A 21,827-nucleotide genomic window follows, 5' to 3' on the forward strand; every position below is an offset into this window, starting at 1 on the left:
GTTCACCCGCGCTGCTGCAGGCGCTCCACGTACTTCGCGATGACGTCCACCTCCAGATTGACGGTGGTGCCGACGGTGGCAAAGCCGAGATTTGTCAGGGCAAGGGTGGTGGGGATGAGCGAGACCTCGAACCAGTCGCCGCTGCCCGCCTCCGCGGGCTCGTCGGCGACGCCGAGGCCGGAGACGGTCAGGGAGATGCCGTCGACGGTGATCGAGCCCTTCTCCACCACGTAGCGGGCGATCTTGTCGGGCAGCGAGATGCGCACCACGTCCCAGTTCTCCGAGGGGGTGCGGGAGAGCACGGTGCCGGTGCCGTCGACGTGGCCCTGCACGAGGTGGCCGCCGAGCCTGCTGTTCAGTGCGGCGGCCCGTTCCAGGTTGACCTTCGATCCGGTGTCCAGCTTGCCGATGCTGGAGCGATCCAGCGTCTCCTGCATCACGTCGACGGTGAACGAATCGCCGCCCACCACCTCGACGACGGTCAAACACACGCCGTTCACCGCGATCGAATCACCGTGCCCGGCATCGGAGGTCACCAGCTCGCCCCGGATCGTCAGCCGGGCGGCGTCGGCCAACCGCTCGGTGGCGACGATCTCGCCCAGCTCCTCGACGATGCCTGTGAACATGCCATGACTCCCTGTCGTTGTCCCCGGTTGCGGAACAGCCCGGCCGCGACGGGTATTCCCGCCGGTCGATGCCCTTGGCTCAGCTTAACGACGGCTGGTCGTAGCCGACAGCACGGTTCCGCTCAAAGAGCCAGCAGACCGTGTCCCGGCAACCGCCGAAGGAAGCAGACCAACAGCCAGGGGACATGCGCGTAGGCAAACGATCAATAAAGAATTTATGTCGAATTCAATTCGATGATGCGGATATTTCGACTTTTTCAGGTCGACAATGATTAATGAGCCGCGATATGGATACCGCCAGTTTGTGTTTTGCACACTTCCGGCAAACCCACGAGCACTGCTCGTACCCAGTTGCCGCTCACTTTTAACATTTGCTTGCGCCGTGACCGAAATAGCAGCAATATTGTTATGTAGCCGATTCCTATCGTTCACCGAACAGTTCGACGAGGAGCCGTTAGACCTGGTGAAGCACGTGATGCCGCCAGGAAGTTCGACCGAAGGATTGTCCACCACTCACGGAAGTAAGAAAACCACAGTGGGCCTAATCAAGTTCGACACAGTTGGGGGCGCGGCGTGACCACTCTTCTCGATTCGACGCTGGAAGTTCGCTGCGTGCAGTACCAGCGCGAATTGCACCTGCCCGCCTCGATCGATCCCACCTCGCGACGCATCCTGTTGCATATCGGCACTCACTACGGTGCCATCACCATGCCCGCCGATCTCGGCGAGCGGGTGCAGCAGCGGCTCGAGCAGGCCGCCATCGCGGGGCCGGTCCTCGATCACCCCCGCGCCCAGCGCTGGACCTTCCTGACCGGACCGTACCGGCCGGACACCCTGACCGCCGCGGTCTCCGCCGAGCTGTTCCGGCTGTACGCGACGGTGGCCTGCACCGGCAGCCAGATCGTGCTCCCCTCGCCCGACGACGAGCACACCGGCTACCGCACCTGGATCCGCTCCCCCGCAACCGCCACCACCCGCCCCCCGCTCAACGCGGTGATCGAGGCGACCCGCGCCATCGGCGCCTGCAAAACCCGCGCACTGTAAGCGAATTCGCCGGGATAAACCGCGCGCACCTCTGTACCGCGCTAGGGGTGGAAGCGCGACGACGAGATAGCACGTTGCCCGCAAACCCGCGCGCTGCAAGCGAATTCGCCGGGATAAACCGCGCGCACCTCTGTACCGCGCTAGGGGTGAGAGCGCGACGACGAGATAGCACGTTGCCCGCAAACCCGCGCGCTGCAAGCGATTCGCGGCGCGCGTCAGATCGCGTACCCGACCGCCGCTCAACGGAACGATCGAAGTGACGCGCTCGAACATTGCCTGCAACAGGCTTCAGCAGATTCGCGGTGCGGGCCAGACCGCGCTTCCCCGGCCGCGGCTAGGTTCCCCAGCCGCGGCAGAAGGTGGCGATCGAACGACGCGGGTAGACGTTGCCCATAACAGCCGCGCGCTGTCAGTGAATCACGGCGAAGTCAGACCTCGTGTACCTGGTCGCCGCGCAACGGGACGATCGCCGCCACCCGCACGCAGGTTGCGCAAATCCCGCGCAGTCAGTGATCCGCTGCTAAGCCGGCGCGCACCACGGCGGCTTGCCTGCGCAGCGACTCGACGGCCGCCTTGGGATCGGCCGTGTTGTACACCGCGGACCCGGCGACGAAGCAATCGATACCCGCCTCCGCCGCGGCTTCGATCGTGTCGGTGTTGATCCCACCGTCGATCTCCACCAGCAGTCGCAGCTCGCCCGCGTCCACCAGCCTGCGCACCGTGCGCGCCTTCTCCAGCACGTCGGCGATGAACGACTGTCCGCCGAAGCCCGGCTCGACGCTCATCACCAGCAGGGTGTCGAACGAGCGCAGAATCTCCAGGTACGGCTCGATCGGCGTGTTCGGCTTCACCGAGAGTCCGGCCTTGGCACCCGCCGCGCGGATATCGCGGGCCACCGCGATCGGATCGTCGGTAGCCTCGGCATGGAAGGTCACATTGTGCGCGCCCGCCTCGGCGTACGGCGGCGCCCAACGGCCCGGGTCCTCGATCATCAGGTGGCAGTCGAGGGGGATGTCGGTCGCCTTCAGCAGGCTCTCCACGACAGGCAGGCCGAGTGTCAGGTTCGGCACGAAATGCGCGTCCATCACGTCGACGTGTAGCCAGTCGGCTCCCGCGACCGCCTGTGCCTCGTCCGCGAGGTGGGCGAAGTCGGCGGACAGGATGGAAGGGGCGATCATCGGAGCGGCCGGGCGCGCGTAAGTCGGGGTGGACACAACGTCGCAGTCTATCGGTAGTGTGGGTTGTCCAGCGCGCGAGTGGGTAGCCTGCATAGGGTGATCAACATTTCGGCGGAACAGGGGCTGTACAGCACCCCGGTGGAGATTCGGGTGGCCGCATCGGTCACACAGCTGCCCATCGTTCGTGGGCTCGCCGAAACTCTCGTCCTACTAAGCGATTTCACGCTGGACGAGGTGGCCGACATCCGGCTGGCCGTCGACGAGGTCTGCTCGACGCTGATCGCCGTCGCCGGACCCGACACCAGCCTGAACTGTCGATTCACCGTGGGCGAGACCGAGTTGCTGGTCCGCGTCAGCGGAATCGCGGCCAAGGCGGGTTTACCCGATCAGCGCAGCTTCGGCTGGCATGTACTGCGCACCCTCACCGATGAGGTACAGGCGACACAGGATTCGTACGATTCGACGGTTTCCGGATATCCGACGACGGTCGAGTTCCGTCGGGTCCGGGGGAAAGCGTAGTGGCGGACGAGGACACCGTGTTCGACTCCGATCGCGACGACAACGCCGACACCGTTACCGACAAGCCGGATCCCGCCACCGAGAAGGCCGACGACGCGGAGAGCGCCGCCGAGGACGCGGACGATGTCAGCACCGAGGATGCCGTCGAGGAAAGCGAAACCATCGAAGCGGTACGGACGGTCGCCGGCTACGACGACGTCGGGCTGCTCTTCGAACAGCTCGGTGCGAGCAAGCCGGGAACCGCACGGCACAGCGCGATCCGGGCCGAACTGATCAGTCGCTGCATCCCGCTCGCCGATCACATCGCGCGCAAGTTCAGCGGGCGCGGTGAACCGTTCGACGACCTCACCCAGGTGGCGCGGGTCGGTTTGGTGCACGCCGTCGACCGGTTCGACGTCGAGCGTGGCTCGAACTTCTTGTCCTTCGCGGTGCCGACGATCATGGGCGAGGTGCGTCGTTACTTCCGCGACAACACCTGGGCCATGCGCGTGCCGCGGCGGGTCAAGGAGACGCATCTGCGGATCGGCGCGGCGATCGACGCGCTCTCCCAGCGGCTCGGCCGGTCACCGACGGCCAAGGAGATCGCCGCCGAACTCGACGTGGACCCGGACGAGGTGACCCAGGCCGTCATCGCGGGCAACGCCTACCAGCCGAGCTCCATCGACGCGGCCACCCTCGGCCGCGACACCGATGCCTCCCTGCTGGACACCCTCGGTGAGGAAGAGTCCCAATTCGACCGGGTGGAGGAGTACGTCGCGATCCGTCCGCTGCTGGCCGGGCTGCCCGAGCGGGAACGCCGGATCCTCACCATGCGGTTCTTCGAATCGATGACGCAGACCCAGATCGCCCAGCAGATGGGCATCTCGCAGATGCACGTCTCGCGCATCCTCGCGAAAACCCTTGCGCGGCTTCGGGAGCAGTCGAGCCGGGAGTAACGGGCTCACCCCTTGGCGGACGCTCGCTGCTTGCGCACTTTCGGCGGAGCGGTGAGCCACCACGCGTCGTCCAGCATTTCGCGAAGCTGTTCGCGGTCGACGCGTTCGAGATCGATGAGGATGAACGGGTGTCCGTCGTAGTGCGGGGTGGTGTAGAACGCCGGATCGCCGGAGGCCAGCAGCGCCTCCTTCTCGGCGGGATCACACACCAGAGCCAACCCACCCTCGGCGTCGACGCGTAACCGGCCGAAGCCCTTGCCGCCGACCTTCAAGGCTGGACTGTTCCACCAGGTCGACTCTTCGACGCCGGGGAGTTCGGTCGCGAGGGCGACCACGTCTTGCCACGTCAGTGCCATGAACGTCAGTCTGCCCGACGCGCCGGGCCAGGGATTGGACGAATGGAATCGGCGGGATGGGCGAACCCCGAGCTGGACGAGTGATCATGGGGAACTGATGTTGGCGAATCGCGAGAAGCCGCCGACACCAGTTCCCCCTCGATCCTGCAGGTCAGGGTTTGCGGAGAGCGGCCATGAACATTGCGTCGGTGCCGTGGCGGTGCGGCCAGAGTTGGGCGGTCGGGCCGTCGCCGAGGTCGTCTACGCCGGGGAGGAGAGGGCGGGTGTCGAGTTGTTCGGCGCCCAGGCGGCGGACCGCGTCGGCTACCACGACGACCGTTTCCGACAAGTGCGGTGAGCAGGTGGAGTACAGCAGGACGCCGCCGGGGCGGAGCAGATCCCATGCGGAGGTGAGCAATTCGCGCTGCAGGGTGACCAGTTCGGCGACGTCGGCGGGGGTGCGGCGCCAGCGGGCCTCGGGTCGGCGGCGCAGTGCGCCGAGGCCGGTGCATGGTGCGTCCACCAGGATGCGGTCGTAGCCAGGGGTCAGTCCGCTGTCGCGGCCGTCGGTGACGTGGACGTCGACGGGCAGGCCGTGCACGGACTTGCGGACGAGTTCGGCGCGGTGCTCGGCGGGCTCGACCGCGTCGACGCGGAAGCCGTCGATCGCGGCGAGGGCACCGAGCAAGGCGGCCTTACCGCCCGGGCCGGCGCAAAGGTCCAGCCAGCGGCCGCCGTCCGGGCCGTTCAGCGGGGCGCGGGTCAGCGCCAGGGCGACGAGCTGACTGCCCTCGTCCTGCACCCCGGCCATGCCCTCCCGCACCGGCTCCAGTTTTCCGGGATCGCCGCCGTCCAGATAGACCGCGTAGGGCGACCAACGGCCTTCTTCGCCGCCGGTGACGAGCGCCAATTCCTCGGCGGTGATTTCACCAGGACGGGCGACGAGATGCACCGCAGGCCGGGCGTCATCGGCGGCCAGCGCGTCGCGCAGCTCCCCCGCCCGTGCGCCGAGCGCGTCCGCGAAGGCCTGCGCGATCCACACCGGATGCGCGAACTCGAAGGCCAAGCGGCCCACCGGATCCGCGGGTGCGAGCTGCGCCACCCATTCCTCGACCGTCTTCTCCCCGGCGCGCCGCAGCACCGCGTTCACGAAACCGGCCTTACCCGCGCCGAATTCACTGCGCGCGAGCGCCACCGAGGTGTCCACCGCCGCGTGCGCCCCGATGCGGGTTCGCAGCAGCTGATACACGCCGAGCCGCAACACATCCAGCAGCGGTCCGTCGATCTCCGCGATCGGCCGACCGGCGCCCGCCTCGATCACCGCGTCGAGCAGCCCACGCGACCGGCACGCACCGTAAGTGAGCTCGGTGGCCAACGCCGCGTCGCGGCCGGTGATCCGCCGCTCCCGAAGCAGTCCCGGCAGTACGAGATTCGCGTACGCGTCGCGTTCCCGCACGGCCCGCAATACGTCGCGCGCGACGAGCCGAGGAGCATCAGCGGTCTCACCCGGACGCCCGCCCGTGCTCGATCCCCGATCCTTCGGTCCGCCACCACGTTTCGCCGATCCAGCCGAACGTCCTCCTTGATCAGCTGAGCGCGAACCACTCTGGGTCGACTGCCCACCACGACCGGGTGCCGACCGAGCCGCGCCTGTCCCCGCGCCACCTTTCGCCGATCCCGCACCTCGCGCAGCGCCCGATCGGCCTGTCGATCCGTCGGCCGCGCGTGCACCGCGTGGAGCCGAGCCACCCCGCGCGGATTCAGCACCGCCCGACCGATCATTACGCGGCCGGCCGGAATCACGAGACTCGTTGCCGCGCTTGCGCTCCGGAGGTGTCATGCGATCACCGCGCCCTGCGCGAATTCAACCGCTGCGCCCTGCGCGAATTCAACCGCTGCGCCCTGCGCGAATGCGCCCACGCCGCCCCGTGCGAAACCAGTTGACCCGCCTCGCACGAAACCGGCCGCCTCGCTCTCCGCGAAACCTACAGCGTCCTGCCCGAAGCCGGCTTCGACACCTCGGCCGGTTAGCGAGATCTTGCACCGTGCTGTCATGCTCCACCGCTCTCGTTGAGGTCGCGGCGCATCGCCACGGAAATGAAGGTCGCGGGCCGTCTTCGGCCATGCCGGGGTTGTGCCGGCGACGCCGACTACGGCGGCACCGTAATTGGGGTAGCGCAGGCTCTGGTTGTTCGGGCGATCGATGAATTGCGCTCCATCGAAGTCCCCGGCGGCACAGGCGCGCCGCAGCAGGGGCGCGCCGTCACCACCGACCGCCTTCCACCGCACCGAGGTTCCCGGACGATCGAGGATCGTCACTCGACCACCGCACCGGGCTGCAATCGCGCGCCGCGGGCCCAGTCGAGGGCCGCCATCATGCGTTTGCCTTGGGGCTGAACCTGATTCAACCGAAGCGCCGTAGTCGCGGTGCCGACATAGACACCGGACTTGCGCACCTCGATAGCCCGCAGCGGCAGTTCTTCCTCCACCATTTCGACCGGACCGAGCTTCAGGCGATTGCCGTCGACCTCCGTCCACGCGCCGGGCGCGGGGGTGACCGCGCGAATGCGGCGGGCGATGGCCAACGCGGGCAGATCCCAGCGGATGTGCGCGGCCTCGGCTGTGATCTTGGGCGCGTGCGAGATTCCCTCGTTGGACTGCGGAACCGCTTGCAGGGTCCCGTCTTCCACGCCGTCGAGGGTCGCTTCGAGCAACGTGGCGCCGCTCACGGCGAGCCGGTCGAGCAGGGTGCCCGCGGTGTCGGTGACGGCGATCTTCTCGGTCACCGTGCCGAACACCGGGCCGGTGTCGAGCCCGGCTTCGATCTGGAAGGTGGACGCGCCGGTGAACTCGTCACCGGCATCGATCGCAGCCTGCACCGGCGCCGCGCCACGCCACGCGGGCAGCAGCGAGAAGTGCAGGTTGATCCAGCCGAATCGGGGGATGTCGAGCACCTGCTGCGGCAGCAGCGCACCATAGGCCACGACCGGGCAGCAGTCGGGCGCGAGCGCGGTGAGCTGTTCGATGAACTCCGGTTCGGACGGACGACGCGGTGTCAGCACCGGGATACCGTGCTCGTCGGCCAGCGACCCGACCGGCGACCTGGTGACCTTGCGCCCGCGCCCGGCTACCGCGTCCGGCCTGGTCACCACGGCGATCACCTCGTGCCGCTCGGATTCGATCAAGCGCCGCAGCGACGGCACGGCCGGTTCCGGCGTGCCCGCGAAGACGATGCGCATCAGCGACCCCGTCCGAACGGACCGGCCTGGCCCGTTCCGCTCATCGACCGCGACGGGCGCACGGTGACGCCCGCGCTGAACCAGTCGGATTCGCGAATGGTCCGCATCGCATCCTTACGCGCCGCCGGGTCGAGCCGATCGATGAACAGCACCCCGTCGAGGTGGTCGGTCTCGTGCTGCACGCAGCGGGCCAGCAGCCCGTCCGCGGTGAATTCGACCGGCGCGCCGTGCATGTCGACGCCGGTCGCCCGGACCCGCAGCGCGCGCCGGGTGTCGTAGCGCACCCCCGGAATCGATAGGCAGCCCTCCGGCCCGACCTGCTCTTCGTCGCCGACGACTTCCCACCGCGGGTTCACCAGATGGCCCGCGGCGTCATGAGTGTCGTACACGAAAACACGCAACCCCACTCCGATCTGCGGTGCGGCCATGCCGACGCCACCATCGTCGTGCATGGTGTCGGTCAGGTCGGTCACCAGCTGCTGCAGTTCCCGGTCGAATACGGTGACCTCCGCCGCGCGCGCACGCAGGATGGGATCGCCGAACAGGCGAACTGACTGAATGGTCACGGCAAACTCCCGGAGGCGGACGAACACGGTCGTCTCATTCTAGTGAGACGACCGAATGTCCCCGATCCACCAGCCCGAAGCTGGTAGAACTCCATTGCGGTCGGGCGGGGTGAACTGTCCCCCGCCCGGCCGCCCTGGTCAGGAGTTTCCGGCGATGATCACCTCGGGAATGCCGGTGCCCAACATCACCGGACTGCAGACCGGCGCCGGGGTGCTCGGGTCGAGCACGTTCAGCAGCAGTTGCTGCACGAACGGGTCGTACACCATGTGGAAGTGTCCGGTCAGGTCGATCGCGCAGCGGTCCTGCAGCGAGATGTTCACCGCGCCGGGACCGCGCAGCGCGATATTGCTGTTCGGCTGGATCATCTCGTCGACCTTGCTGCCGATGGTCGTGTACTTCGGGCCGGGTACGGTGTCACCGCCCGCGTTGAGCTCGACCATGATCGGCGAGCCCTGCGCCTGCTGCACCGCGGCGAGCGAGGTCACCCTGGCGAACGCCATCATGCCGCCCGGCACCGCATCCACGACGGGCACCAGTCCGTACATCACGCCGCCGTAGCTCGGCGACGCCAGCCCGACCCACTGGCCGACCTTCGGCGCACCGCCGAGCTTGTTGATGTAGAAGCGGGTGACCGTGGCGCCCTGGGAGAATCCGACCAGGTCGACCTGGCTCGCACCGGTGGCCGCGAGCACCTGGTCGACGAACGCGCCGATCTGGTGCGAGCTGAGCACCACGTCCTCGGTGCCGTAGCTTTCGGCCCCCGGGGTGCCGCCGTAGTTGAGCGCGAAGACGCAGAATCCGGCAGCGGCGAGTTGCGGCGCGATGGCCGAGTAGTCCGAGTACGCGCTGGAGTCGGTACCGTGTGCGAGGACGACGGGGCGCGGGTGGGCAGCGGTCGGCTTACAGCCGAAGTTGTTGGTGCCCAACGGGACCACGTTGTCGTGGGTCTTCAGGTAGCGGGCCGCGCCCAGGTGATCGGTCTGCGGCGGACCGGGCTGGGTGGGGACCTCGGGCGGCCGGTAGCCGGACGGCTCGGCCTGCGCCACCCCGGTGCCGAGTATCGCTACGGCAACCAGCGCGGCGGCCAACACCGCCTTACCCAAGTGTGAAAATCCCCAAACCCACAAACCCCGAAACTGTCGCATCTCACAATGATCTACCGAAACCGCCCCAAATGTGCAGTCTGACGCGGTGTTTCACACCCCGTTACTTTTCGGGGGTCTCGTCTTCGGCCAGAATTCGGTAAAGCGACTTTCTGGTCTCGGTGAGCAGCTCCGCCGCACGGGCCGCCTGCGCCGGGGTGCCCGCCGCCGCGACCTGTGCGACCGCGCCCATCAGCTGGCCGACGAGTTCGCGCAGGTCGATGGCCTGCGCGCCGACGTCCTCCTTGACGTCGGCCCACGGGTCGCCGATGTCGTCGCGGTGCTCGGTGACGTACGCGGTGCCCGCCTCGGTCAGCTGAGCCGTCTTGCGCCCGGCGATCTTCTCGATGAGGACCAGGCCCTCGTCTTCCAGCTGGGCCAGCGCGGGGTAGATGGACCCCGGGCTCGGACGCCAGATGTCGTCGCTGCGTTCGCGGATCTGCTGGATGAGTTCATAACCGTGCATCGGCCGCTCGGTGAGCAGCAGCAGCACCGCCGCCCGCACGTCACCGCGCCGGCCACGTCCGCCGCGGCCACGTCCGCGACCGAAGTGCGGTCCGAAACCGGGCCCGAATCCTGGGCCGAAGCCCGGTCCGAAGTCGGGTCCGTGCCCGTGTCGTCCGCCGCGGCGGAACCGCTGGCGGGGGTCGAAATCCTCGCCGCCCGGGCGCTGCCGGGGGCCACGTCGGCCGAATTCTCGATGTCCTTGGTGTTCCATGTAAGCCTCCTCAGGCTCTCGTGTTCGTTTCATATTGTCGACGATATATCGTCAATGCATCGAACGCAAGAGTCTGGTGCCGCATTCCCGTGACATCAAGGGCTCAGGAAGCCAGCGAGTCGATCCAGCGCACCAACCTCTCCCCCTCCGTCACCATGAGTTCGGGATCACGGAAGGTGTTGGTAAGCAACGAGATTCCCTGATAGGCGGCGATCAGCGCGACGGCGAGCTCCGCGGCATCGGCGCGACCCATGGCCGCGAACTGCGTCTCGACCCAGTCGACCAGCTGCCGCATGACACCGGCAAGCTCGCGGTCCAGACCGTCGGCGCGCTTGTCCAGTTCGGCGGCGAGGGTGCCCGATGGGCAGCCGAACCGGGCTGCCGTCTCGCGTTCGTCGACCCAGCCGCCGATCAGCGCCTTGAGCCGGTCCTGCGGCGTCGGCAGCTGCTCGAGCATCGCGATCAGATCGTTCAGCGTTTGGTCGTGGGCGCCGATCGCGGCGCGGACCAGCTGATCCTTGGTTTTGAAGTAGTAGTAGACGTTGCCGACCGGTACATCCGCGGCGTGGGCGATGTCGGCGATGGTGGTCTTCTCGACCCCTTGCTCGTGGAACACGCGGGCCGCGGCAGCGCCGAGCCGCTCGCGTTTACCACCCTTCGGGCGTTCACCGGCTGCTGAGTTAGTCACATAACTCACTATAGACAAGCTGGGCGTTCGTCGATTACGTTCGTTTTAGTCAGTCAACTAACTCAATCGGAGTACATGATGATCGTGGTTACCGGAGCAACCGGAAACATCGGCGCACACCTCGTGCGAACCCTCGCCGCGGCGGGCCAACAGGTCACTGCCGTTTCGCGAGGCGGTGGGGACGTCGCGCTGCCACGCGGTGTGCGCTCGGTGCGCGCCGACCTGGGCGATCCGGACAGCCTCACCCCTGCCGTCGCAGGTGCCGAGGCGCTGTTCCTGCTCATCACCGGTGAGCAACTGGTGAGCGGGCCGGATCCGGAACTGCTGCTGAAGGTCGCGGCAGCCGGTGGTGTGCGGCGGGTGGTGTTCGTGTCGTCGCAGGGTGTTGCCACCAGGAGTGATGCCGAGGGCTACGCGCGGTTGATCGCCTTCGAGGAGGCCATCCGGCGATCCGGGCTGGAATGGACCCTCTTGCGGCCAGCGGGTTTCTACAGCAATACGTACGCGTGGGCGGAATCCGTGCGGGCCGAACGGACCGTCGCGGCACCCTTCGGTGCGGTCGGCTTGCCGTCCATCGACCCCGCCGATATCGCGGCGGTCGCGGCCGCGGCGTTGACCGAGGACGGGCACGCCGGGCAGGCCTACACCCTGACCGGGCCCGAGCTGAGCACACCGCAGGAGCAGGCGGCGGCCATCGGCGCCGCGCTGCACGCGCCGGTGCGATTCGTGGAATTGACTCGGGCGCAGGCGTATACGGGCATGTCGCAGTTCATGCCCGGGCCGGTGGTCGAGCACACGCTGTCGATTCTGGGGGAACCGACCGCCGCCGAGCAGGAGATCAGCCAGGACGTGCGGCGAGTGCTGGGCCGGGCGCCCACGACGTTTGCCGAATGGGCCGAACGTAATCGAGACGTGTTCGCCTGATTACCGTGCACGGCCGCCTAGCCACCCGACACGGCCGCCCGATTACCGGGCGAGGCTCGCCAGGCCACCGGGCGAGGTTCGCCAGGCCACCGGGCGAGGTTCGCCTGGGCACTGGGTACTGCCGCCTGGCCACCCGGCGAAGCTCGCCTGACCACCAGGCACGGTTCGCCGGACCACCGGGCACGGCCGCCTGACCACCGGGCGAGGCTCGCCCGGACACTGGGCACTGCCGCCTGGCCACCCGGCGAAGCTCGCCTGACCACCAGGCACGGTTCGCCGGACCACCGGGCACGGTTCGCCGGACCACCGGGCACGGTTCGCCTGGTCACTGGACGAGGTCTCCTATTCCGACTGGCCGAACACTCGAATGTGCTGTTCCCCCTGACGGTCTCGGACAGCGATGCCGAGCTCGAGCAGTTCCTCGTCGAGTTCCTCGACAGCGAGCGGCTTCTCGTCGGCCAGGGCGCGCCGACGAGCCCGAAGAACGGCGTCGGCGGCCTTCCCGGTCTCGGGTCGGCCGTCGACCCAGCGAATGTATTCCGCGCCGAAGGGGTCGTTCTGCGCCAGCCATGGATAGCCATGACTGCGGAATGCGTTCTCGATATCGTTGCGGCGCAGGGTATTTGCGCGGAACACTGCGAGCGGGCGCTTGGTGTGATCGGTGAGCACCAGGTCGGCGTCCTCACGGAACACGGCGGCGACGTGTTTGCGCGGCACGTATTGCGCGCGACCCTCTTTGACCAATTCGACGTGGTCGTCGGCGACGGTGAGGGTCAGGCTCTCCTTGCGGCCGATCTCGAAAAGCACCAGGCCCGCGCCGATTCCGAGGCACGTTGCGGCAGGCACCAGCCATGCCGGCGGCACCGCCATCGCGACCTGGAGCGGACCGGGATCCAGGCCGACACCGATCGCCCAGCGCCCGACCGGCGGCACGGCGAAGCCGAGGCCGCAGCCGACGGCGAGTCCGCCGATCACGAACAGCCAGCGCCACATCGAGGAGAAGCGCAGCACAGTCGGTGTGGAGGTGGTGGTCATGGGTGCTCCGTTTCGGTCGGCCGCAACAGCCGGGATACGGTCGCGCGCACCAGCGGGCGCGGGTCACGCGGGTGGTCGGGGTCGGCGTTGAGGAAGGCGCCGTCGATGACGGCGAGAATCCAGCGCGCGGTCTCTATGGGTTCGAAGCCCGGGTCGAGCTGCCCGGTGCGGACGCCGCGCTCGATCAGCGCACCGAGCGCCTCGGCACTCAGTCGCGCGTCCTCCGCGACAACCTTGGTCAGCTCCGCGTCCTGACCGAGGCGGCGCAGCAGCTCCACCATCAGCCCGGGTGCCGCCGGGTCCAGAGCTTCGGCGGCCAGCGCGTCGACGATGTCGAGAATGGCTGCGAGACAATCTGTTCGGTCGATATGGCGGGCGATCACCGCGGTGTGCAACGGAATCGACAGCTCGAAGATCGAGCGGAAGACGGCGGCCTTGTCCTTGAAGTAGTAGAAGACGCTGCCCGAACTCAGTCCGGCGGCGCGGGCGATCTGTGTGGCGGTGGTGCGTTCGTAGCCGTGCGTGGCGAACTGCTCGGCGGCGGCCAGCGTGATGGCGTGCCGGCGTTCGGCGACACGATTCGGATCGACAGTCCTGGCCATAGCCCGATCTTATCATTAACTGATCGGCCAGTTAAAGAATAATCACGCGAGACCGTTGCTACGGTTGGCTGGTGGTGGATATCAGCATCGAGACCGAAGCCCAAACGGCCCAACGACTTCGGCGGGTCATCGCGGAAGCGGACCTCGACGTGCACGACGGGGTGTGGTGTTTCCGGGAAAGCCCATTGGCCGAGCCGCCGCAGTTGACGCCCCGGACGCTCGCCGTGGTCCGTGACGCGCAGAGCTGGAGCGCGCTCGTCCCGTTCGCCGAGGCCGAGGGTGCCGAGGTGGAGAAGTTCGGCCTGTTCTCGTTCCACTTCCCCGCGGGGCTGGACAACAGCGGCTTCGTCGGCTGGCTGGCGGGCCACCTCAAACGCGCACTCGGCACCGGGGTGTTCATCGTCTGCGGCAGCAACCGGGACCGCGGCGGCATCTACGACTATTGGGGCTGCCCGGTCGAGTTGCTCGCCGCGGTCGAGCGGGAGATCGAGGCGCTGCGCACCGCCGAGGGCTAGAAGACGGGCGTGGTGCGGGCGCTCAGTTCACACTTGTTGCCGAACGTTTTCTCCCAGGTGACCGACCTGCCCCGCCAGGTGCCGGTGGCGATGGCTGTGACCGGCTCGTAGACCTGAACGCAGACGGCGGTGGGATCGCCCGCGAGCTTGTCGAAGTCGCCGTCGGCCGCAGTCAGCGCGGCACAGGCCGCGTCCGCGGCGGGATGCTCGCCGCCGGTGGGCTCGCAGGTGAGGGCGATGCGCGTCCCGGCCGAGCCCGGCGCTTGCGGGGAGACGGACAGGGTCAGGATCGACTTCGCCGGGTTCGTGTCGTCGGCGGTGCAGGCCGCGGAGCCGAGAGCGACGAGCACAAAGCACACGGTCGCTGAGGTGCGGCGGAGCGGAGGGGTCGTCATCGGTCCACTCAATCACGATGCGCGACGTGTTCCCCTCAACTGCCTGCGAACTCGCCGCAGACCGTGGCGGATTCGGGCGTGGTGGTTCCCCGCACACCCATCCCGAACGTCGAGTGGGACCTGGCGGCGGGTCTACTCGACGTCTGCCGCCCCTGCCCCACAGACATTCGGCCCGAGCATGGGAGGGGCACATGGGGGCGGGTCTACTCGTTTGCCGCCGCCATGCGCCACCCGCGGCCGACAGCTCATCGTCGCCGCTGCCGCACGAATTTGTGGCGCACTTTCCGGACCATGACCGAAAATCGAGAGTCGAGTCTGCTGCTGAGAGCGATGCCGCGATCAGCCGATGTCGACCGGATCGATCTGCACCCGCAGCGGCGCATCCGACCGATGCGTACTGCGGATCGCTTGAGCGGCGGTGAGCGCACGCGCCAGCGCCGCGCCCGACTTGCGGTCGACGCGCAGCAGAATGCGTTCGACTTCGGTGGGTGAGTCGCCGGAGGAGAAGGGCTTGCGCGCGCCGTCCGGTAGTGGGACCGGGCCGAGGACGTCGACGTCGGCCGGAAGGTCTGTGGCGGTGAGCAATTCGTTGATGGATTCGGCGGTGCCGTCGACGGCGGCCATCCGTACCGCGGGCGGGAAGCCGACCTCGGCGCGGGAAGCCAGCTCGACCCGCGCGTGACCGACCGGGTCCCAGCGGACCAGGGCCTGCACGGTGGGGATGCCGGGGTCGCCCATCACGATGACCTGACCGCGCGACCGGACCAGGGTCGCGGCGGTCATCCAGCGGCGCAACGTATCTTCGGACGCCCGGAGGTCCGCGCGTCCGAGCAGTGCCCAGCTGTCGAGCAGCAGCGCGACGCCGTAGCCACCGGGCAGTACCGGCTCGGCGCCGACGGTCGCGACCACGACCTGCGGACCGGGTTCCACCGTATCGAGCATCGCACCGCCGCCCGATCCGCGAATCGGCACACCGGGGAACGCCCGGCCGAGTTCTTCCGCGGTGCGTTGCGCGCCGATCACCACGGCACGCAACGCGCGCGAGCCACAGGACGCGCAGCGGAAGGCGGCCTCGGTGATGCCGCACCAGCGACAATTGGGGCTGTGTGCGGCATCGCCCTGCGAATCACTGTGCCGCGCACGACCATCCGGGAGTGCGAGCGGTCCGTTGCAGTGCCGGCACCTGGCCGGGGTCCGGCATTTCGCACAGGCGAGCGAGGGGACGTACCCGCGCCGCGGCACCTGCACCAGCACGCCTGCGCCTTCCTTCAGCGCCGACCGCGCGGCGGCGTAGGCCACGCCGGGGATGCGGACAGCACGCGCGACCGGATCCCGCTCCAGCGCGATATCGGTATCGCCGGGCACGCTGATCCGCGGCGCCGCGTCCCGCACCACCATCCGGTCGGCGACCAGATCGTGCGCCCAGCCGGACTCGACGACCGCCTGGATCTCCGCGGTCCGCGCGAAACCGGCCGCGACGAACGCCGCCCCCGTCTCGTGCGAGCGCAGCATCGCCACCTCGCGCGCGTGCGGATACGGCGACCGTGGCTCGGCGTAGGTGTCGTCGCCGTCGTCCCAGATCGCGATCAGTCCGAGGTTTTTCGCGGGCGCGAACACCGCGCTGCGGGTACCGACCACCACCTGCGCCGTCCCCCGCAGCACCGCGAGCCAGCGCCGATACCGCGCGGCCGGTCCGAGGCCGGCGGACAAGCCGACCGCCGAATCCCCCATCAGCCGAGTGCATTCCGCCAGCACCCGATCCAGATCCCGCTGATCCGGCACCATCAGAATCGCGCTACGCCCGTGCCCGATCACCGCGGCGGCCAATTCCGCCAAGCGGCGCGGCCAGTCCTCCCCCGGCAACGCCTGCCATGCCGCCCGCGGTCCTTTGCCTTGCTCCAGTGCGGTCATGAACGCCGGGCCGTGGATATACCGCCCCCACGGGCCGTGGTCGACGGTGACCTCCTGGTCGGCCTGCCCTGTCGCCGACCCAGACACAGGCTCGTCACTGTCGCCGGCCGTGCGTGACGTTCGGCTCGGGTCGGCCGCCGAATCCGCCGCTGTTTCCTCGGCATTCGCGGCGGTCGATTCCGGCAGCCTTGCCGCAGCATCGTTGCCCGACGACACGGACGGATCTTCTTGCGTCCCTGCGGACTCAGCCCTCTCCGATGCGGCGTCGGCCGAGCTGCTCTCGTCGACCACACGATCACCAGGCATCGAATCAGCCACGCCACCAGCAGAATTCGCAGTCGGCGCCAGCTCGGAGGACGACTGCGCCGACGGTGCGACATCACCGGCGTCGGGCGGCACGAGCGAGACATCTTGCGTCGCTACAGGATCGGCCGCGGCCGTTGCGGAACCAGCGAGGGACTCCGTATCGAGCGCGACGGAATCGGTTTCGGTTCGATCGGAAGCGGTGGTCGAGGACGCCGATTCCGATGACTGTTCTGGCTCATTAGCGCCTACTGGCGTAGTCGAGACATGTTGCGCGGCAACAGAGCTCACCGCCCCCGAAGCTCCAGCTGAGGCACTCGAATCCACCGCCGGTCCATCCGCTACTGAATCAGCCTCGACCCCAGCCGTATCGGCGGCCCCCACGTCCGACGCCGACTTCACCTTCAGCGGGGCACTCGCAGCAGATCCACCGCGCCGCTTCCCAACCTTCTTCGCAGCCGACGAATCCTCTTGCACCGCATCAACTTCGGCAGACTTCTTCTTCGCCCCACCGGTTTCCGTGCGCGCATGCCTCGGCGGAATCGCCAACCGCAACACGTCGGCGCGCGTACCCGCATACCGGGCAGCCACCGCGGTAGCCAACTGCAAAATCTCAGGCGTCAGCACACGTTCGCCGGAAACGACCCGCTCCAGCGCGACCAGCTTCCCACCGTGATCACTGTGCGTGCGACGCTCCAACAGGTACCCGTCGACCAGCCGCCCCGCAAACCGCACGCGCACCCGAACACCCGGCTGCGCAAGGGCATCCAGCTCAGGCGGCACCAGATAGTCGAAGTCCCGGTCCAAATGCGCCGGAGACAGCAACGGGAGCACCCGAGCGATCGGGTGCTCCACGGCTGCGGGGCCCGCTGGCGGTACCCCCGGGATGGCGGGGGTTTCCGCCGCGGGTTTGTTCACTCGGCTGGCGCTGGCCTACAGGCCGACGGCTGCGCGCAATTTATCCGCCCTGTCCGTGTGCTCCCAGGGCAGGTCGACGTCGGTGCGGCCGAAGTGGCCGTACGCGGCGGTCGGCGCGTAGATCGGGCGCAGCAGGTCCAGGTCGCGGATGATCGCGCCGGGGCGCAGGTCGAAGACCTCGGAGATGGCCGCCGAGATGCGGGCCGGGTCGACCTTCTCGGTGCCGAAGGTCTCCACGAACAGGCCGACGGGGGCGGACTTGCCGATGGCGTAGGCCACCTGCACCTCGACCCGATCGGACAGGCCTGCCGCGACGACGTTCTTGGCGACCCAGCGCATGGCGTACGCGGCCGAGCGGTCCACCTTCGACGGGTCCTTGCCGGAGAAGGCGCCGCCGCCGTGCCGGGCCATGCCACCGTAGGTGTCGACGATGATCTTGCGGCCGGTCAGGCCTGCGTCACCCATCGGGCCGCCGAGCACGAACTTGCCGGTCGGGTTGACCAGCAGCCGGATGTTCGAGGTGTCCAGCGAGGGCAGCTCGAGGTCGGCGATCACGGCCTCGACGACCTTTTCCCGGATGTCGGGGGCGAGCAGGTTGTCCAGGTCGATGTCCGCGGCGTGCTGGGTGGAGATGACGACGGTATCGAGCCGAACCGGCCGGTCGCCGTCGTATTCGATGGTGACCTGGGTCTTGCCGTCGGGCCGCAGGTAGGGCAGCACGCCCGACTTGCGAACCTCGGTGAGCCTGCGGGAGAGCCGGTGCGCGAGCGCGATGGGCAGCGGCATGAGTTCGGGGGTGTCGGTGGTCGCGTAGCCGAACATCAGGCCCTGATCGCCCGCGCCCTGCTTCTCGATCTCGTCGTCGGACCCGCCGACACGCGCCTCGTGCGAGGTGTCCACACCCTGGGCGATGTCGGGCGACTGCGCGCCGATCGCGATGTTCACACCACAGGAGTTGCCGTCGAAACCCTTTGCCGAGGAGTCGTATCCGATCTCCAGCACCTTTTCCCGGACGATACGGGGAATATCGGCGTAGGCGGAGGTGGTGACCTCACCGGCGACGTGCACCTGGCCTGTGGTTACAAGAGTTTCCACCGCGACCCGGCTGCGCGGGTCTTCCGCAAGCAACGCGTCGAGAATGGAATCGCTGATGGCGTCACAGATCTTGTCCGGGTGACCTTCGGTCACGGACTCACTGGTGAATAGCCGGCTGCCGGACGTGCGCACAGTTCTTCCCTCTCCCTCAACGGGTATTCCTCTGGTTTGCGACAGTAACGCGATGCCGTCACCCCGCAACCCTTCATCTCAGACTATGGCAAACCACTGACGTTCCGAGCGCCGAGATACCTCTATCTCAGACAGTTCGTCGCCCGGACCCCCGGGCACCACGGTGCCGATGGCCTGCCACTCGGATCATTATCCAGTCTTGCAATTGATTTCAGCGCAACAATGGCCCGAGCGCGTCGAGCACCCGGCTGGCGAGCAGCGCCTTCGACCCGTGGTCGAGCGACTGTTCGGTACCGTCCGCACCGAGCAGCCAGCCGTTGTTGGTGTCGACCTCGAACGCTTTGCCCTCGCCGACCGCGTTGACCACCAGCAGGTCACAGCCCTTGCGGGCCAGTTTGGCGCGCGCGTAGGTGAGCACATCGCCGTGCTCGTCACCGGTCTCGGCGGCGAATCCGACGATCGCGGTGCCGGGCAGATGCCCTTCGCGGCGCGCCTGCACCAGACCGGCGAGAATGTCGTCGGTCTTGGTCAGCGCGATGACGTCGGGCTCGCCGGCGCCCTTCTTGATCTTGGCCGCGGCCACATCGGTGGGCCGGAAGTCGGCCACCGCCGCCGCCATGATCACCGCGTCCGCGCCGACGGCGTGCTTGTCGACCGCGGTCTTGAGCTGTTCGGCGGTGGTGATGTGCACCAGATCGACGGCCGCGGGCGCGGCCATCTCGATCGTGTTGCCCGCGATCAGCGTGACGTGCGCGCCGCGCTGGGCCGCGACCCTGGCCAGGGCATAGCCCTGCTTGCCCGAGCTGCGGTTGCCGAGGAAGCGCACCGGATCCAGCGGTTCCCTGGTGCCGCCCGCGGTGATGACCACCCGGCGGCCTTCGAGGTCGCGCGGGATGGCGTCGGCGCGTTCGAGCAGCAGCGTGGTGAGCCCGAAGATCTCCTCCGGCTCGGGCAGCCTGCCCGGGCCGGTGTCGGCGCCGGTGAGCCTGCCCGCCGCGGGTTCCATGACGATCGCGCCGTGTGCGCGCAGCGTCGTGACATTGGCGACGGTCGCCGGATGCTCCCACATCTCGGTGTGCATCGCGGGCGCGAACACGATCGGACATCGGGCCGTCAGCAGCGTGGCGGTGAGCAGGTCGTCGGCGCGACCGGCGGCCGCGCGCGCCATCAGGTCGGCGGTCGCCGGGGCGATGACCACGAGGTCCGCCTCCTGGCCCAGCCGAACGTGCGGCACCTCCGGCACATCGGTGAACACATCGGTGTGCACCGGATTACCGGAGAGCGCTTCGAAGGTTGCCTTGCCGACGAACTGCAGCGCCGACTCGGTGGGGATCACCCTGACCTTGTGCCCGGTCTCGGTGAACCGCCGGACAAGCGCGCAGGCCTTGTACGCGGCGATCCCTCCGCCGACGCCGACGACGATCCGTGTGGTCACTACGCCTCCGGCCTAGTTGAATTCACTGCGAGCAGCCCGGCTACTCGCCTTCGACGTGCTCGAGCAGGTCGGAGTGGATCTCGCGCATCGCGACCGAGAGGGGCTTCTCCTGCAGGCCGGGCTCGACCAGCGGGCCGACGTATTCGAGGATGCCGTCGCCGAGCTGGTTGTAGTAGTCGTTGATCTGACGCGCCCGCTTGGCTGCGTAGATGACCAGGGCGTACTTGGACGACGTGCGCTCCAGCAGCTCATCGATCGGGGGGTTGGTCAGGCCGATCGGAGTGTCGTATGCGGGAACGGTCTTGATGTCCGTACTGCTCACTAGGGGGGCTCCTGCGCGTTGGAAGGGTTACGAACTCGAATTTGTGCTAACGAACAACGATACCAACTGCTCACAGGCGGTGGTCACCTCGTCGTTCACGATGACGATGTCGAACTCGTCACAGGCCGCCAATTCGGTCCTGGCGGTTTCCAGCCTGCGCTCGATCACCTCGGGTGATTCGGTGCCGCGCGACGTGAGCCGGGATACCAACTCCTCCCAGCTGGGCGGGGCGAGGAAGGCGAGCGTGGCTTCGGGAATAGCCTTGCGTACCGCGCGTGCGCCTTCGAGGTCGACCTCGACCAGTACGGGCAGACCCTCCGCGAGGGCGGCCCGTACCGGCGCGGCCGGGGTGCCCGAACGTTGCAAACCACCGTGTATATCCGCCCACTCGAGTAGTTCGCCCGCCGCGATCATGGCGTCGAACTCTTCCCTGGACACGAATCGATAGTCGAGACCGTCGACCTCCCCGGGCCTAGGGGCCCGAGTCGTTGCCGACACACTGAAGATCAGGTGCGGCAGTCGCTCGCGGACACAACGGACCACGGTCGACTTTCCGACGGCCGAGGGGCCGACCAGTACAACCAGCCGACCCTTCCGCGTTTGTTCGACCACCCTCGTTATCAGGCGTCGAAGTCGAACCGGGCGAGCAGCGCCTTGCGCTGCCGATCGCCGAGTCCGCGCAGACGCCGGGTGGGGGCGATCTCCAGTTCGCTCATGATTTCCGCTGCCTTGACCTTGCCCACCTTCGGCAAGGCCTCCAGCAGCGCCGACACCTTCATCTTGCCGAGAATCTCATCGGATTCGGCATCGGTGAGGACCTGCTTCAGGTTGGTGCCGCCTCGCTTCAGGCGCTCCTTGAGCTCCGCCCGAGCGCGGCGAGCGGCAGCCGCCTTCTCCAAAGCAGCGGCGCGCTGCTCGTCAGTCAGCTGGGGAAGGGCCACGGTTCCTCCGTCTCATCGTTCATTGCATCAACTCCTGCCGGTAACCCGGCAGTCTCAGCGACCGTACCCACGACCTCCGCCGATTGCGAACCCACCCCCCAGGTCAGCGCATGATTCCGGATGCCGTAGACGCGAGAGCAGCACGTTCCGCACCGTTCCTCTGTCGCTGCGCAGATCGTACCGCCGAAATCACGAAATGCCTCGTCAGCAGGGGGTTTTCACGATTGACACAGGTTAGCGGAAGGGTTGCTATGACGTGACATGCGTCGCCAGCAAACCTGCGCCCAGCCGACCAGGAACTTTCTCGA

23 protein-coding genes and 2 pseudogenes are annotated in these 21,827 nt (G+C 67.9%); 5 read left to right on the forward strand and 20 right to left on the reverse strand.

Annotated features, from left to right (window positions below):
• Positions 1 to 2 precede the first annotated feature (2 nt).
• Positions 3 to 626, reverse strand: coding sequence for a riboflavin synthase (locus tag DMB37_RS07115; protein ID WP_107657925.1), 624 nt, complete (start codon positions 624 to 626; stop codon positions 3 to 5).
• 573 nt (positions 627 to 1,199) lie between these two features.
• Here DMB37_RS07115 and DMB37_RS07120 point away from each other — a divergent pair.
• Entirely contained in the window at positions 1,200 to 1,670 is a 471-nt protein-coding gene (locus tag DMB37_RS07120; protein WP_107657926.1) for a hypothetical protein, read from the forward strand.
• Between the two features lie 506 nt (positions 1,671 to 2,176).
• Here the strand turns inward: DMB37_RS07120 and rpe are convergent.
• Complete coding sequence (gene rpe, locus DMB37_RS07125; RefSeq protein WP_135237395.1) at positions 2,177 to 2,848, reverse strand: ribulose-phosphate 3-epimerase; 672 nt, start codon at positions 2,846 to 2,848, stop codon at positions 2,177 to 2,179.
• Positions 2,849 to 2,944: 96 nt separating this feature from the next.
• Between rpe and DMB37_RS07130 the strand changes: the two genes are divergently transcribed.
• Complete coding sequence (locus DMB37_RS07130) at positions 2,945 to 3,367, forward strand: anti-sigma factor (RefSeq protein ID WP_135232027.1); 423 nt, start codon at positions 2,945 to 2,947, stop codon at positions 3,365 to 3,367.
• Positions 3,367 to 4,302, forward strand: a complete 936-nt coding sequence (locus tag DMB37_RS07135; protein WP_135232028.1) for an RNA polymerase sigma factor SigF — start codon at positions 3,367 to 3,369, stop codon at positions 4,300 to 4,302. The genes DMB37_RS07130 and DMB37_RS07135 overlap by 1 nt, the downstream gene beginning before the upstream one ends.
• 5 nt (positions 4,303 to 4,307) lie before the next feature.
• Here DMB37_RS07135 and DMB37_RS07140 read toward each other — a convergent pair whose 3' ends face one another.
• The 8 genes and pseudogenes from DMB37_RS07140 to DMB37_RS07175 all read right to left on the reverse strand — a co-directional run bounded on the left by DMB37_RS07140 (position 4,308) and on the right by DMB37_RS07175 (position 10,991).
• Complete coding sequence (locus DMB37_RS07140; protein WP_135232029.1) at positions 4,308 to 4,658, reverse strand: MmcQ/YjbR family DNA-binding protein; 351 nt, start codon at positions 4,656 to 4,658, stop codon at positions 4,308 to 4,310.
• A 151-nt stretch (positions 4,659 to 4,809) separates the two neighbouring features.
• Positions 4,810 to 6,198 (reverse strand): annotated as a pseudogene (locus DMB37_RS07145) (RsmB/NOP family class I SAM-dependent RNA methyltransferase); the annotation flags it as partial.
• A gap of 275 nt (positions 6,199 to 6,473) precedes the next feature.
• The gene (locus DMB37_RS07150) at positions 6,474 to 6,956 is read right to left on the reverse strand and encodes a hypothetical protein (RefSeq protein WP_135232031.1); all 483 of its coding nucleotides are present in this window, start codon (positions 6,954 to 6,956) and stop codon (positions 6,474 to 6,476) included.
• Positions 6,953 to 7,876, reverse strand: coding sequence for a methionyl-tRNA formyltransferase (gene fmt / locus DMB37_RS07155; protein ID WP_135232032.1), 924 nt, complete (start codon positions 7,874 to 7,876; stop codon positions 6,953 to 6,955). The genes DMB37_RS07150 and fmt overlap by 4 nt, the downstream gene beginning before the upstream one ends.
• Complete coding sequence (def, locus tag DMB37_RS07160; RefSeq protein ID WP_135232033.1) at positions 7,876 to 8,442, reverse strand: peptide deformylase; 567 nt, start codon at positions 8,440 to 8,442, stop codon at positions 7,876 to 7,878. Before def ends, fmt begins: the two co-directional genes overlap by 1 nt.
• Positions 8,443 to 8,580: 138 nt before the next feature.
• A complete protein-coding gene (locus tag DMB37_RS07165) occupies positions 8,581 to 9,588 on the reverse strand; it encodes a triacylglycerol lipase (protein ID WP_135232034.1) in 1,008 nt (335 codons plus the stop codon).
• Positions 9,589 to 9,649: 61 nt separating this feature from the next.
• Complete coding sequence (locus DMB37_RS07170; RefSeq protein ID WP_135232035.1) at positions 9,650 to 10,303, reverse strand: PadR family transcriptional regulator; 654 nt, start codon at positions 10,301 to 10,303, stop codon at positions 9,650 to 9,652.
• A 103-nt stretch (positions 10,304 to 10,406) separates the two neighbouring features.
• Positions 10,407 to 10,991: a TetR/AcrR family transcriptional regulator gene (locus DMB37_RS07175; RefSeq protein ID WP_135232036.1), complete on the reverse strand. Its 585-nt coding sequence runs from the start codon at positions 10,989 to 10,991 to the stop codon at positions 10,407 to 10,409.
• 75 nt (positions 10,992 to 11,066) lie between these two features.
• On the opposite strand from DMB37_RS07175, the gene DMB37_RS07180 reads away from it, so the two are divergent.
• Entirely contained in the window at positions 11,067 to 11,915 is an 849-nt protein-coding gene (locus DMB37_RS07180) for an NAD(P)H-binding protein (protein ID WP_240772278.1), read from the forward strand.
• Positions 11,916 to 12,257: 342 nt separating this feature from the next.
• On the opposite strand, the gene DMB37_RS07185 is transcribed toward DMB37_RS07180, so the two are convergent.
• Together DMB37_RS07185 and DMB37_RS07190 are read right to left on the reverse strand one after the other, a co-directional pair.
• Positions 12,258 to 12,950 (reverse strand): hypothetical protein, encoded by a 693-nt coding sequence (locus DMB37_RS07185; protein ID WP_135232037.1) that lies wholly within the window; start codon positions 12,948 to 12,950, stop codon positions 12,258 to 12,260.
• Positions 12,947 to 13,552, reverse strand: a complete 606-nt coding sequence (locus DMB37_RS07190) for a TetR/AcrR family transcriptional regulator (protein ID WP_135232038.1) — start codon at positions 13,550 to 13,552, stop codon at positions 12,947 to 12,949. Before DMB37_RS07190 ends, DMB37_RS07185 begins: the two co-directional genes overlap by 4 nt.
• A gap of 71 nt (positions 13,553 to 13,623) precedes the next feature.
• Between DMB37_RS07190 and DMB37_RS07195 the strand changes: the two genes are divergently transcribed.
• Positions 13,624 to 14,067 (forward strand): DUF6196 family protein, encoded by a 444-nt coding sequence (locus DMB37_RS07195; RefSeq protein WP_167768769.1) that lies wholly within the window; start codon positions 13,624 to 13,626, stop codon positions 14,065 to 14,067.
• Here DMB37_RS07195 and DMB37_RS07200 read toward each other — a convergent pair.
• The 8 genes and pseudogenes from DMB37_RS07200 to mihF form a co-directional block, all read right to left on the reverse strand.
• Positions 14,064 to 14,462 carry an SSI family serine proteinase inhibitor gene (locus DMB37_RS07200; protein WP_135232039.1) on the reverse strand — a complete coding sequence of 133 codons (399 nt, stop codon included), beginning with the start codon at positions 14,460 to 14,462 and terminating at the stop codon, positions 14,064 to 14,066. The genes DMB37_RS07195 and DMB37_RS07200 overlap by 4 nt on opposite strands.
• A gap of 339 nt (positions 14,463 to 14,801) precedes the next feature.
• A complete protein-coding gene (locus tag DMB37_RS07205; protein ID WP_206055425.1) occupies positions 14,802 to 16,589 on the reverse strand; it encodes a primosomal protein N' in 1,788 nt (595 codons plus the stop codon).
• Between the two features lie 603 nt (positions 16,590 to 17,192).
• Positions 17,193 to 17,564 (reverse strand): annotated as a pseudogene (locus DMB37_RS07210) (primosome assembly protein PriA); the annotation flags it as partial.
• A gap of 45 nt (positions 17,565 to 17,609) precedes the next feature.
• Positions 17,610 to 18,821, reverse strand: a complete 1,212-nt coding sequence (gene metK, locus DMB37_RS07215) for a methionine adenosyltransferase (RefSeq protein ID WP_107657937.1) — start codon at positions 18,819 to 18,821, stop codon at positions 17,610 to 17,612.
• Between the two features lie 211 nt (positions 18,822 to 19,032).
• The gene (coaBC, locus tag DMB37_RS07220; protein ID WP_135232040.1) at positions 19,033 to 20,256 is read right to left on the reverse strand and encodes a bifunctional phosphopantothenoylcysteine decarboxylase/phosphopantothenate--cysteine ligase CoaBC; all 1,224 of its coding nucleotides are present in this window, start codon (positions 20,254 to 20,256) and stop codon (positions 19,033 to 19,035) included.
• A gap of 40 nt (positions 20,257 to 20,296) precedes the next feature.
• The gene (gene rpoZ / locus DMB37_RS07225; RefSeq protein ID WP_107657939.1) at positions 20,297 to 20,578 is read right to left on the reverse strand and encodes a DNA-directed RNA polymerase subunit omega; all 282 of its coding nucleotides are present in this window, start codon (positions 20,576 to 20,578) and stop codon (positions 20,297 to 20,299) included.
• A 27-nt stretch (positions 20,579 to 20,605) separates the two neighbouring features.
• Positions 20,606 to 21,190 carry a guanylate kinase gene (gene gmk / locus DMB37_RS07230; protein ID WP_107657940.1) on the reverse strand — a complete coding sequence of 195 codons (585 nt, stop codon included), beginning with the start codon at positions 21,188 to 21,190 and terminating at the stop codon, positions 20,606 to 20,608.
• A gap of 8 nt (positions 21,191 to 21,198) precedes the next feature.
• Positions 21,199 to 21,519, reverse strand: a complete 321-nt coding sequence (mihF, locus tag DMB37_RS07235) for an integration host factor, actinobacterial type (protein ID WP_014986450.1) — start codon at positions 21,517 to 21,519, stop codon at positions 21,199 to 21,201.
• Positions 21,520 to 21,827: the final 308 nt, after the last annotated feature.

Origin of the sequence: Nocardia sp. CS682 (assembly GCF_004634405.1) — a bacterium.
GTDB lineage: Bacteria > Actinomycetota > Actinomycetes > Mycobacteriales > Mycobacteriaceae > Nocardia > Nocardia ninae.

Bases quoted from the DNA above. Each gene is read 5' to 3' on its own strand.
- DMB37_RS07115 (WP_107657925.1), bottom strand. From the start codon at position 626: ATGTTCACAGGCATCGTCGAGGAGCTGGGCGAGATCGTCGCCACCGAG.
- rpe (WP_135237395.1), bottom strand. From the start codon at position 2,848: ATGATCGCCCCTTCCATCCTGTCCGCCGACTTCGCCCACCTCGCGGAC.
- DMB37_RS07140 (WP_135232029.1), bottom strand. From the start codon at position 4,658: ATGGCACTGACGTGGCAAGACGTGGTCGCCCTCGCGACCGAACTCCCC.
- fmt (WP_135232032.1), bottom strand. From the start codon at position 7,876: ATGCGCATCGTCTTCGCGGGCACGCCGGAACCGGCCGTGCCGTCGCTG.
- DMB37_RS07165 (WP_135232034.1), bottom strand. From the start codon at position 9,588: ATGCGACAGTTTCGGGGTTTGTGGGTTTGGGGATTTTCACACTTGGGT.
- DMB37_RS07170 (WP_135232035.1), bottom strand. From the start codon at position 10,303: ATGGAACACCAAGGACATCGAGAATTCGGCCGACGTGGCCCCCGGCAG.
- DMB37_RS07180 (WP_240772278.1), top strand. From the start codon at position 11,067: ATGATGATCGTGGTTACCGGAGCAACCGGAAACATCGGCGCACACCTC.
- DMB37_RS07185 (WP_135232037.1), bottom strand. From the start codon at position 12,950: ATGACCACCACCTCCACACCGACTGTGCTGCGCTTCTCCTCGATGTGG.
- DMB37_RS07190 (WP_135232038.1), bottom strand. From the start codon at position 13,552: ATGGCCAGGACTGTCGATCCGAATCGTGTCGCCGAACGCCGGCACGCC.
- DMB37_RS07200 (WP_135232039.1), bottom strand. From the start codon at position 14,462: ATGACGACCCCTCCGCTCCGCCGCACCTCAGCGACCGTGTGCTTTGTG.